Genomic DNA, 11,924 nt, shown 5'->3' on the forward strand with positions numbered 1-11,924 from the left:
CCATTAATCTGAAAACACGGCCCTGTTGTCTAGCGGTTAGGACGTTGGCCTCTCACGCCGAAAGCCCGGGTTCGATTCCCGGCAGGGTCACTCTCAAAAGCCCCGGATCTCACGATCCGGGGCTTTTTCTTGTGTCCTGCGGTCGCCACCTCCGGATCTCACGATCCGGGGCTTTTCTCGTCCCGCGGTCGCCACCTCCGGATCTCACGATCCGGGGCCTTCTCTCGCGTCCTGCGGTCGCCACCTCCAGATCTCACGATCCGGAGCCTCCTCTTTTGCGTCCTGCGGTCGCCGCCTCCGGTGAACCAAAGCGTCACGCCGCAGCCCCCGCGACTCGGGGTACTACGGCGTGCAGTTCACACATCAGGTGCGGAGGATCTGCGAGGTCATCGCGCCGACCCACCCAGCCGGAGCCGAAGCTCCAACCAGGGGCGCGCGGGCCGAAGCGATGGCCCTTGCAAGGACATCGACTTTGAAACCGGATCCCCCGCAGTTTTCCGGCCCACGCGAAAAAAAATCTACGCATCGACTTCGAGCCGCAGCAGGCCGGACACGCGGGGTAGGCTCGGAGTCACTGCCGTCCGAGCCTGCCCCCCGCGAAAACTCCGGCCCACAGCGCCGGAACTCCGAGGCCTCCGCGAACGCTCCACAGGGCCGCGATCCCGAGCCGACCCCCGCGCTCGGCACAAAGCTCGGTGCGCTTGGCCGCGCCAGGTATCCTGTCGACCGTGGTGACCTACCAGATCTCGTTCCCCGAGCCCGGGAGCCACCTGGTCACTGTTCGCCTCGAGTTCCTCGCCCCGACACCAGCCACGTCTGAAGACCCCGGCTGTACCGTTTGGATGGCGGCCTGGACCCCGGGCTCGTATCTCGTCCGCGAGTACGCCCGCAACATCCGCGCCCTTCACGCTGAGGTCGATGGCCAGCCGGCCCAGCTCACCAAGGTGCACAAGGACAGCTGGCAGGTCGAGGCCCAACCGGGGCAACGCGTGCGCATCGATTACACGGTCCACGCCCACGAGCTCAGCGTCCGCACCGCCCACCACGACGCCACCCACGCCTTCCTCCATCCGGCCCAGATCTTCCTCATCCCGGCCGACCTCGCGGGCCCCTACCAGATCGAGCTCGCCCTCCCCGCCGGCTGGGACGCCATCAGCCTGTGCGCCGACCCGGCCAGTGAAGCCCGCAGCCCTGGCCGATTCACCCTCGAAGTCCCTGACCTCGACACCCTCCTCGACACCCCGATCGAGGCCGGCCAGCTCCAGATCTGCCGCCTTCCCGCCCCCTGCGAGCACATGCGCATGGCCGTCTGGGGCGAGCCGCTGCCCGCCCTCGTGCTGCGCCGTCTCGCGCCGGTCCTGGGCCAGGTCGAGGCAACCTGGCCCAGCCGCCCCTACGACCACTACACCTTCATCGTCCACGCCACGGTCGGCGCCGTCGGCGGGCTCGAGCACCTGTTCGGCAGCGTCCTCGGCGTCGACCCGGAGCGCTTCGCCCCCGCCCTGCGCAACGAGCGTGCCGGCAGCACCCCCACCGGCGACGCCGACGACGGCCTCCTCGACTTCCTCGAGCTCGCCGCCCACGAGCTGTTCCACGCCTGGAACGGCAAGCGCCTGCGCCCGGCGATCCTCGGCCCCTTCGACTACCACCGCGAGAACTACACCCGCGAGCTCTGGCTGCTCGAGGGCCTGACCAGCTACTACGACCGCCTCTGCGTCCTCCGCAGCGGCCAGATGCCGGTCGCCACCTTCCTGCGCCGCCTCGGCGACGACATCGGCCGCCTCGCCAACATCCCCGGCCGCCACGTCCAGTCGATCGCCGACGCCAGCTTCGACGCCTGGATCAAGCTCTACCGCCCGCAGGACGACAGCCCCAACGCATCCGTCAGCTACTACCTCAAGGGCAGCCTCGTCGGCCTGCTCATCGACCTCTGGCTGCGCCACGAGCGGCCCAAGGGCGACGGCCTCGACGCCGTCCTCGCGACCCTCTGGCGCACCGCCGAGGCCCGCTCCACACCCTGGGGAAGCGCCGAGAAGATCTATCGTTCTCCAGGCTTTGAAGTCGATGACTTCATCAATGTTCTGGCCTCCGAAGCCGGCACCCCGCCACCCGCCTGGCTGCGCGCAACCTGGGAGCAGCCCGGCGAGCTCGAGTGGGGGCTCCTCCCGGTGCTCGGCCTGCACCTGTCCACAAAGCCAGCCGACCCCGGCGCCCTCGACCTCGGCTTCATCCTTCAGGATCGCGGCGGCGCCCCGTGGGTCCAGAACGTCCTCGCAGGCAGCCCGGCCGAGGCCGCCGGACTCGCGGCGGGCGACGAGCTGCTCGCGGCGCGCCCCGTCGGCGGCGCCTGGCTGCGCCTACGCAGCACTCGCGCCGCCCGGGTCTGGGATCACCTGATCCCAGGCGAACCGGCCGAGCTGCTGGTCACCCGCCGTGAACGCGTCCTCAGCCTCGGCCTGCGCTTCGCCGGCGCCCGTGACACCCCCCTCGTCGAGCGCCTCAAGGACCCCTCCGAGGCGATCCAGCAAAACTTTCACCGCTGGTCTCGAAGACCCTGGAATGACTCATGATCGATCCCGCCGATGACGCCGCCCGAGAGACCCTCGACGCGGCCGCTCTGGGCCTCGATCCCACAGCGCCCTGGCCTCGTGTTCACCCCCGCGGTGCACAGGTCCCCGCTCGTGATCAGTTTCCTACACGTCGGCCTCGAGTGGCCCACCGATGAGCCCCACCCGCGCCCCACCATCGACTTCGCCCGCAACGCCGACCTCGCCGTCGACCAGCTCTACCCCGACGCCGCCGCCCTCGGGGCCGCGACGGTCCGCGCCCGCTTCACCCGCACCCTCATCGACCTCAACCGCGCCGCCGACGACGTGAGCCCCACCCTCGTCCCTGACCACCCCGCACCGCGCCCCCGCCAACCACCGTGGGCCACCGGCGTGGGCACACGACCGGCAGTCCACAACCGCGGCCTCATCTGGCGGACCGCACTCGGCAACGTCCAGATCCTCGCCGGCACCCTCCCGTACGCCGAACTCCAGCGCCGCCTCCACCGCTATTACGACCCCTACCACCGCGCCATCGAACTCCTGCTCGCCCGACGCCGCGCCCGCTTCGGCCATGCCGTGCTGCTGGAAGCCCACAGCATGCCGAGCAGCATCCCGGGCGACCTCGTCCTCGGCACCTTCGAGGGCGGCGCCTGCAGCCCCGAACTCGAGGCCGCAGCGCTCGCAGCCCTCTCAGCACCCGACCCGTGGGGCAGACAACTCAACGTCCGCCTCAACGACCCCTACCGCGGCGGCGAACTGGTCCGGAAGTTCGGTAGACCCGAGCTCGGCGTGCACGCGTTGCAGCTCGAGGTGAATCGCGCCCTCTATATGGACGAGGCCAGCCTGCGCCTCTACCCGGAGTTACGCCCCGAACCACGCCCCGAGATCCGTCCCGTGGCCCCTCCGGCGACCGCCCCACTGGCGCTGCTATACCGTGTGAAATCCCTCGTTGCGGCCCTCGCGGCCGTCATTTCGCCGCGTTCCACCACTGCTCTGTGCTCCGAAGCACCCAGCCCCCCACCAATCCCGCTCTGATCCCGCCCCGATCCCGAACCGCGCCTTGCGGCGAACCCTTGTGTCGCCGCAGCTCAAGAGGCTAACATCGATCGTCACCTTCGGCCCGAAGGAGAATCACCGTGGCAGCACCAAAATCCCAACGCGACAACGCCGATGCGTTTGATGATCTTCTAGGGCAACTCGTCGACGAGCTGGCCATGACCCCGACGATGGTTCCCGAGCCGGAACCTGAGCCGGAGCCCGAGCCACCGCCGCCAGCCCCGATCCAGCAAGAGGTCTACCACGCGCCGGCCTACGACGCGCCACCGCCAAAGAGCAACGTCATGCCGATCGCCATCGGCGGCGGCATCGGCTTCGCTGGCATCGTCATCGCCATCGCCATGATCTTCCGCGGCGGCGGCGACGACGAGAAAAAGGCGGACAAGACCCCGCCCGTGGCCGAAGCGAAGAAGGAGACGCCCACGCCTCCGCCGCCGCAACCTGTCGCCGGCCAGCCCATTCCCGGCCAGCCCGGCCAGCCTGGCCAGGTCGGCATGGTCCAGCCTGGCCAGCCCGGCCTGCCCGTAGGGACAGGTCTCCCGGGACAGCCCATCCCGGGCCAGCCCATCCCCGGTCAGCCCGGCCAACCCATCCCCGGTCAGCCCGGCGATCCGAACACCGTCGCCGCCGCCGGCACCCCGCCCGCCACGCCCGACGCCGACGCTGGCAAGAAGACCACGAAGAAGCCCAAGAAGCCCAGTGGTGGCGGTGGTGGCGGTGGCACCAAGAAGGCCGAGCCCACCAAGAAGAAGAGTGAAGTCGTCGACCCCTTCGGCTGACCGCTTCGCGCCCCGATCCCTCCCACGCTTTCGCTTCCCGCCGAGGAGAGCCCCCTTCCATGTCCCGATCGCTGCGCAGCTCGCTGTCACTCGCACTCTGTTCCTCCCTGGTCGCGTCCTCAGTGGCCCAGGCTGCGCCGCCGCCCCCACCGCCCCCGCCGCCCAGCGGCAGCGCAGCGGCGACGGCCGACCAACCCCCGGACCCCAACGCGGTCTCCGCCGAGGAGCGGCTCAAGTGGGCCAAGAAGCTGTTCACCGAGGCCCGCGCCGCCCACGAGGCCGAGGACTTTTTCAACTCGGTCATCAAGTTCGAGCAGGCCTACTCGTTCGCCCCCGACAAGCACATCTTCGCCTTCAACATCGGCCAGGACTCGTGGGAGCTGCGGGACTGCGCCCGCGTCAAGCAGTACCTCGAGCTCTTCCTCGTCAAGGAGACCGCCAACGAGGATCTCCGCAAGAAGGCCCAGGAGCTGCTCGGCAAGGCCGAGGGCAACAAAGAGTGCGTCACCGGCGGCCCCGCCCCGACCACCAACCCCACGCCCAGCTCCAGCGCACCCGCCAGCGACAGCGAGGACCCGCTGCTCGAGAAGAAGGGTCGCGGTGGCGGTAGTGACAGCGGCGAAGACGACGCGCCCAAGAAGCGCGGCGCCTCCGGCCTGCTCATCGGCGGCGTCGTGCTTGCTGTCCTCGGCGTCGGCGCCATGGGCGGCGGCATCGGCACCATGCTCGCCGCCAAGGGCAAGGCCAAGTCGATCGAGGACGCCGCCGCCGTCCATGACGCTGGCTCGATCGCCGGCGCCACCGGCTTCCCGCAGGGTCGCTTCAACGACTCCGTCAACGGCGACATCAAGTCGCTCAAGACCCTAAACCTCGTCACCCCGATCCTGCTCGCTGCTGGCGGCGCCATGCTCGTCGGCGGCCTGGTGATGATCGTCATCGACCGCGGCAACAAGAAGAAGGGCAAGGGCTTCTACGCCAACCGCCCTGGCCACGGCGTGCAGCTTGGCGGCATCGGTGCCGCCCCGCTGCCCGGTGGCGGCGCGGCCGGTTCGCTGGCCCTCCACTTCTGAGCGGATGCGTCCCGTCTCCCCCCGCAGCGACGGCGCGAACGCTCGCGGACACGGACGGGGCCACGGCCACGACGACGAGCGCGAGCACCTACGCCGCCGCCTCGCCCGCGAGGTCGGCACACTCGGCATGCACCGGCCCTCGGAGGTCGCGCTGGCTTACCCCAGCCCCTACCGCGCCGGCATGTCGAGCCTCGGCTTCCAGACCCTCTATCGGATCTTGCATGAGCACGGCGTCGGCGCTCACCGGGCCTTCCTGCCCGACGCGTGGGAGGCGATGGCCCTCGAGTGGCCGCAACCGCGGCGACCGATCCTCACCTACGAGGCCGAGCGCCCGCTGTCGAGCTACCGCATCGTCGGCCTGTCGATGGCCTACGAGCTCGAGATCACCGGCGTCATCCGCCTGCTCGAGGGCGCCGGCATCCCGCTGCTCGCCGCCGACCGTGGTGAGCACGACCCGATCGTCATCGCTGGCGGCCCGCTCACCTTCTCCAACCCCAGCATCCTGCTCCCCTTCGTCGACGTGCTGCTCTCCGGCGAGTGCGAGGAGCTGCTGCCCGCCGCCATCGACGCGATCCTCGCCACCCCGCGTCGCCGCGCCGCGATCGAGGCCGCCGCCGACCGCCCGCACGCCTGCCTCGGCGAGGTCGATACAGGCCGCTGGTCCGAGCTCCCCGAGCCGGCCAAGGCTCCGCTCGAGCGACTGCCCGCCCACTCCGCGATCCTCACCCCCGACACCGAGCTCGCCGACATGTTCCTCGTCGAGCCCGAGCGCGGCTGCTCGCGCAAGTGCAGCTTCTGTGTCATGCGCGTCTCGACCAACGGCGGCATGCGCCTGCTGCCGATGGCCACCCCGCTGGGCCTCGTCCCCGATCACGCCCGCAAGGTCGGCCTGGTCGGCGCAGCCGTCACCGACCACCCCGAGCTCGAGGCCCTGGTCGCCGCCCTGGTGGACAGCGGCCGCTCCGTCAGCATCTCGAGCCTGCGCGCCGATCGCCTGACTCCACGCTTCCTCAGCGACATGCAGCGCAGCGGCCACCGCACGATCACCGTCGCATCGGACGGCATCAGCGAGCGCATGCGCCTTTTGCTCGAGCGCAAGATCAAGGAGGAGCACCTCGTCCGCGCCGCCAGTCTGATCCACGAGCATGGCTTCCACCGCATGAAGATCTACGAGATGATGGGAGCCCCTGGCGAGACCGACGCCGACGCCGACGAGCTCGTCCGCCTCGCCCTCGAGATCGGCAAGATCCAGCGCCTGGTCCTCACCTTCTCCACATTCGTCGCCAAGCGAAACACCCCCCTCGACGGCCAGCCCTTCCTCGGCGTCAAGCTCGCGGAGGATCGCCTGCGGAGGATCCGCGAGGGCCTGCGCGGCAAGGTCGAGACCCGCCCGCAGTCGCCACGCTGGGCCCACATCGAGTACTTCCTGGCCCAGGGCGGCCCCGAAGCCGGCCACGCTGCGATCCAGGCCGTCCACGCCGGGGCTCGCTACGCCGACTGGCTGCGGGCCTTCGCCGACGCCCCGCCCTCCACGCGCACCCTGAAGTACGGCGACGAGGCCGCCCGCGCCCGCCGCAAGGGCAAGGCCGCCGATCGCCCGCGCGGCCTCCCGATCCTGCTCTGACCGCGACCGCGGAATGCCCCGCAGCGGCGCGTGCGTTGCACGTGCGGCCCCTCCCGGCCGATGATAGGTTCCCGCCGTGTCCCTCGCCGCAGCGCTCGTCGTCCTTCGCACCCTCGCCGCGCTCGAGCGCGTCGAGCCCGGTGACGGCGACCCGCCCGCGCTCAGCCCCAGCGAGCTGCAGATCGTCGAGACGCACTGGTCCGAGACCGGCATCCGCGTGCGCCCCTGGGTCCCCGCCAAGCGGGTCGCCACCCTCGCCCGCGGCGCTCGCCTGATCGTCCGCGGCCAGGTCGCCAGCCGCGACAGCGGCGGCTGCCACGGCAAGCCCTGGTACGCCGTCTACCCCTACGGCTTCGTCTGCTCCGAGCACGTGCGCCGCAGCAAGGCCCCACCCGCTCTCGGCAGCGCCCTGCCCCTCGCCAAAGATCGCCGCCTCCCCTACGACTACGTGCTCACCCGCGGCGAGTCGGCCCCGATCTACGCCTCCACCGCCGACGTGCTCGCCGGCAAGCCCGCCCGCACCCTCGGCGCCGGCTCCAACCTCGCCGTCGCCCGCAGCCTCGACGTCGCTGGCGTCCCCTACATCGAGACCGTCGACGGCATGCTGGTCGCCAAGCAGGGCCTCGGCTGGCTCGGTCAGGGCTCCGACTGGGTCGGCGTCCCGCTCGCGCCCCAGCCTGGCGGCCCCGCTGCCGGCCCCGCCTTCGCCTGGACCCTGCGCGACAAGACCCCCGTCTACAGCGAGGCCGATCGCAAGTCGACGCAGGTCGGCGTGCTCCCGCTACGGGCCCGCGTCGCCCTGCTCGAGGAGTCCGGCGAGTCCGACCCCGATCGCTACTGGCAGATCGCCGAGGGCCAGTGGATCCACGCCAGCAACCTCGCCGAGGTCATGATCATCGAGCCGCCCGAGGGCGTGCTCGGCGACAGCCGCGTGCGCCTCGGTCACGATCAGTGGATCGACGTCGACCTCGGCGAGCAGGTCCTCGTCGCCTACCGCGGCCGCACGCCCGTCTACACGACCCTCGTCTCCTCCGGCAAGGGCTCGCCCACCCCGCGTGGCAACTACCCGATCTGGGCCAAGGTCGCGAGCATGACGATGGCCAACCAGGACTACGAGGACAAGCCCTACATGGTCGAGCACGTCCCGTGGGTGCTCCTGTTCCAGGGCCACAACGCCCTCCACGGCGCCTACTGGCACGATCGCTTCGGCAACCGCCGCAGCCACGGCTGCGTCAACCTCGCCCCGCGGGACGCCCGCTTCATGTTCGACTGGGTCTCCCCGGTCTTGCCCGCCGCGTGGACCGGCTTCATCCCCAGCGAGCTCGCGCGCAGCGTCGTCGTCCACGTCCGCGACTCGAGCCTCCCGCCCGACCAGCAGTTCATTCAGGAGCGACCGATCGGCCCGCCCGACCCCGAGGAGGAGAAGGCCAAGCTCGAGCTCGCCGAGCAGCGCCGGGCCGAGGCCGCGGCGAAGGCCCAGGACCCCCTCGCTCCACCGGAAGGCGCCGCCGCCGTCCCTGCCAGCGTCGCCGGCCACGCCCAGGGCACGTGAGCCGACGCGACCCGCAGCGCTCACCGCCCCACGGCGCGGCCCCTTGTCGCTGTGCGCGCGTCCGCGTACCTTGCCGGCCATGTTTCGCCGCCTGCTCGTCCTCCTGACTCTGTGCGCCGCGCCTGCCCTCGCCTGCGGCGACAAGAACATGCAGAAGATCGAGGCGCCCGGCAGCGGCGTCACCCTCGCCTACGACCTCAGCCCCGGCCAGATCTACAAGGGCAAGGTCATCAGCAAGGAGACCGTCGTCGGCACGAGCAGCAACAAGATCGCCCGCGGCTTCAGCTTCGACGTCACCCTCTCGGTGCGCGGCCCCGACGCGGCCCACGGCGGCACCAAGGTCACCGCTCGCTACAGCAACGTCGACATCCGCTGGGGCCTCCCCGGCGCCTCCCCGATCAGCATCACCGCCCTCGTCAACAAGGCCACCAGCCAGCTCCAGGGCCTCGAGGTCGACTTCAACGTCGACGAGAGCGGCAAGATCCTCTACATGCCCGAGCTCCCTGAAGACCTCCCGGACGACCTGCGCGCCGTCCTGCAGGAGGCCCTCGACACCCTCGAGACCGCCTTCCTCTCGGTCCCGCAGCGCCCGCTGAAGATCGCCGACACCTGGAAGGACGACAAGACCCGCGGTCGCAAGGGCAAGCTCGGCCGCTACCTCGAGGCCGTCGTCACCACCAAGGTCGACGGCTTCTTCCGCGAGAGCGCCACCAACACCGACCTCACCAAGCTCACCATCTCGGAGACCGAGAAGGAGGTCACCACCGCGAAGACCGGCAGCCACGAGGTCACCAAGGAGACCACGACCACCGCCTACTTCGCCCACGGCGACCGCTACCTGCACAAGCTCGTGCGCGACCGCCGGGTCTTCGATCCCGGCAACAGCACCACCTTCGCCGGCCTCGACGTCACCTGGTCCAAGTCCACCGCTGCGCCCGTCGCCCCCGCCGCCGCCAACGCGATCAAGCAGACCCAGGACATCAGCGACCCCTGCCACCCGGACTACGTCGGCGGCGAGGACTGCCAGCCCGGCGCAGCGCCCACGGGTGGGGCCGATGCGGCAGGCGAAGCCCCGCCCGCCGGCGCTGAAGCCCCTGCCGTCGCCCCCGCGCCCGCCGCCCCGCCGAAGGCCAGCTGAGCCCGCTGGGCCCGCCGCCCACCCAAGGCCCCGCTGAGCCCCCCTCAGCGCTGCAGCACCACCGCCGCCAGCCCGCGCTCGCGCAGCCCCTCGGCGGGCACCTCGATGGACGTCCTCACGTCCGGCCGCACTTCCCAGCGAAAGTACCGCACGCTCCCCTCGATCAACTGCTCGCGAACGAAGCGCAGCTCGACCTGCCCATACAGCGCCCCCGCCTCGGGCTGCTCGTAGCGCGGCCGGGCCAGCCAGTAGCGGTACAGCAGCGCCTCGCCGCGACGCTGCTGCACGTCCGGCGCCCCCAGCCACGCCCGCAGCTCGGCCACCGACGCTCCCGGCCGCGCCAGCAGCTCCGCCGCGATGAAGCGAGCCAGCGCCCCGTGCTCCGCCGCCGTGATCGCCGGCGCCGCCCGGGCCGCCGCCCAGCGTTGCGGGTCGAAGCGCACCCCCTCGCGCGTCCCGCTGCGGCTGGCCTGCACCTGCTCGCTCGCCCGCTCAGCTGCACTTTGGGACAGGTCGATCACCGCCACGACCTGCGCGCGATCGAGGCGCTCGTACATCGACAACATCCCCTCGGGATCCGCCAGCCGCGCCGCGATCTCCGGCGTCGGCGCCAGCAGCAGCAGGTAGCTGCGCCCCGGGGTCAGGCCCGCCGGGTAGCTCGGCCCCTGCAGCGCCGCCGCGTCGACGTCGATCGACCGCGCCGCCAGCGTCCCCCGCAGCACCCGCGTCGGCGTGAACGCGTCCTGCAAGATCATGTCGAGCGACCCATCCGGCCCCGGGCGACACGGATAGGTGCCTTGCCAGTACTCCGCGACCACCCAGATCGTCGCCGCCGCCGCCCAGCGCGGATCGATCGCCACCCCCAACGCCTGCAGCTCCGCCGGCAAGGTCTCCGCGCCAGCGATCGCCGCGACAGCCTCCGCCCGCGGCTCCGCGATCGGCAGCTCCGGCGCACAGCCGAGGCTCACCACGCTCATGACCACGAGCTTCGCCGACCTCGGCCCGCGCATCACTCGCCCCGATCGTGGCGCCGCAGCCACTCGAGCAGCAGCGCGTTGACCTCGGCTGGTCGCTCCTGATGCACGAAGTGCCCGGCCCCACGCACGCGTCGGACCTTGAGCCCGCGCGGGAAGTCAGCCCCCCGCATCATCTCGTCGAACAGCCGCGTGTCGATGCAACCATCCGTCTCCCCCGTGATCGCCAGCGTCGGCACCGTGATCGGCGCGAAGGCCAGCGCCCGCGACTGCGCCGCCGCGCGCGACAGCGGGTCGATCGCCGCCCGGTAGTAGCGCAGCGCCGCGGTCAACACCCCCGGCTGACGAAACGTGCGCCGCAGCAGCCGCAGCTCCTCCTCCGGCGGCGTCCAGCCCGGCGACCACGCCCGCCACAGCCGCTCGAGGAACGCGAAGTCATCGCGTCGCACCACCAGCTCGGCGACCCCACGCAGCTGGAAGAACAGCGTGTACCACGAGTTTCGCAGCTGCCCCGGCAGCTTCAGCAGCCCGCTGCCCAGGCGCCGCAGGTGCGGCACCGCGATCGTCGTCAGCGACAGCAGCCGCTCCGGGGCCTTCGCCGCCACCTGGTACCCGATCACCGCGCCCCAGTCGTGCCCGACCAGGTGCACGCGCAGCGCCCCCAGGCACTCGATCCACCCGAGCACGTCCTCGACCATCCGGATCACGTGATAGTCGTCGTCGATCGGCTGCGACGACGGCTCATAGCCGCGGAGGGTCGGCGCCACCACGCGGTAGCCAGCCTGCGCCAGAGCCGGGATCTGATCCCGGAACGAACGCGGGTGGTCAGGAAACCCGTGCAGGCACAACACGACCGCCCGCGGATCGCCCGGCCGCGGCCTGGACCCCTCCAGCGTCGTGAATTGCAGCCCATTCGCGGAGAGGGAGCCTTGATAGAACCGATCCACCGCCACGCTCCTTGCTACCACCTTCGGGCCCAAAACGTCGACCGATGCGGACACATGCCCGCGCCCACGCGCGCGGACACGTGCACCCGCGGACAGCGCAACCGCGCACGAACAGCGTACCGAAGCCAATACCGCTGGTACGCCGCGTGCAACCGCCCACGCGCATGTGGGACTGGCCGAAGCTCCACATCCTGCCACCGGCCCTGTCGTCGGCCGGCCGAGGATGCGGGTACAA

At 71.1% G+C, this 11,924-nt stretch carries 9 protein-coding genes and 1 tRNA gene; 8 read left to right on the forward strand and 2 right to left on the reverse strand.

Annotated elements, in window-relative coordinates:
* Positions 1-18 precede the first annotated feature (18 nt).
* The 8 genes from IPJ59_RS03910 to IPJ59_RS03945 all read left to right on the forward strand — a co-directional run bounded on the left by IPJ59_RS03910 (position 19) and on the right by IPJ59_RS03945 (position 9,768).
* Positions 19-90: transfer RNA gene (locus IPJ59_RS03910), tRNA-Glu, on the forward strand.
* 638 nt (positions 91-728) lie between these two features.
* Complete coding sequence (locus tag IPJ59_RS03915) at positions 729-2,570, forward strand: M61 family metallopeptidase (RefSeq protein ID WP_293269806.1); 1,842 nt, start codon at positions 729-731, stop codon at positions 2,568-2,570.
* Between the two features lie 111 nt (positions 2,571-2,681).
* A complete protein-coding gene (locus IPJ59_RS03920; protein ID WP_293269808.1) occupies positions 2,682-3,584 on the forward strand; it encodes an N-formylglutamate amidohydrolase in 903 nt (300 codons plus the stop codon).
* Between the two features lie 191 nt (positions 3,585-3,775).
* Positions 3,776-4,384: a hypothetical protein gene (locus IPJ59_RS03925; RefSeq protein ID WP_293252664.1), complete on the forward strand. Its 609-nt coding sequence runs from the start codon at positions 3,776-3,778 to the stop codon at positions 4,382-4,384.
* A 59-nt stretch (positions 4,385-4,443) separates the two neighbouring features.
* Positions 4,444-5,454 carry a hypothetical protein gene (locus IPJ59_RS03930; RefSeq protein ID WP_293252661.1) on the forward strand — a complete coding sequence of 337 codons (1,011 nt, stop codon included), beginning with the start codon at positions 4,444-4,446 and terminating at the stop codon, positions 5,452-5,454.
* Positions 5,455-5,458: 4 nt separating this feature from the next.
* Positions 5,459-7,078: a B12-binding domain-containing radical SAM protein gene (locus tag IPJ59_RS03935; protein WP_293269810.1), complete on the forward strand. Its 1,620-nt coding sequence runs from the start codon at positions 5,459-5,461 to the stop codon at positions 7,076-7,078.
* A 76-nt stretch (positions 7,079-7,154) separates the two neighbouring features.
* Positions 7,155-8,630, forward strand: a complete 1,476-nt coding sequence (locus IPJ59_RS03940; RefSeq protein WP_293269811.1) for a L,D-transpeptidase — start codon at positions 7,155-7,157, stop codon at positions 8,628-8,630.
* 79 nt (positions 8,631-8,709) lie between these two features.
* The gene (locus IPJ59_RS03945) at positions 8,710-9,768 is read left to right on the forward strand and encodes a hypothetical protein (RefSeq protein WP_293269812.1); all 1,059 of its coding nucleotides are present in this window, start codon (positions 8,710-8,712) and stop codon (positions 9,766-9,768) included.
* A 44-nt stretch (positions 9,769-9,812) separates the two neighbouring features.
* Here IPJ59_RS03945 and IPJ59_RS03950 read toward each other — a convergent pair whose 3' ends face one another.
* Both IPJ59_RS03950 and IPJ59_RS03955 read right to left on the reverse strand, forming a co-directional pair.
* Positions 9,813-10,745, reverse strand: a complete 933-nt coding sequence (locus IPJ59_RS03950) for a hypothetical protein (protein ID WP_293269813.1) — start codon at positions 10,743-10,745, stop codon at positions 9,813-9,815.
* A 32-nt stretch (positions 10,746-10,777) separates the two neighbouring features.
* On the reverse strand, positions 10,778-11,689 hold the full coding sequence (locus IPJ59_RS03955; RefSeq protein WP_293269814.1) for an alpha/beta fold hydrolase: 912 nt from the start codon (positions 11,687-11,689) through the stop codon (positions 10,778-10,780).
* Between the last annotated feature and the right edge of the window lie 235 nt (positions 11,690-11,924).

The organism is Nannocystis sp. (assembly GCF_016714285.1).
In the GTDB taxonomy this organism is placed as follows: domain Bacteria; phylum Myxococcota_A; class Polyangia; order Nannocystales; family Nannocystaceae; genus Nannocystis.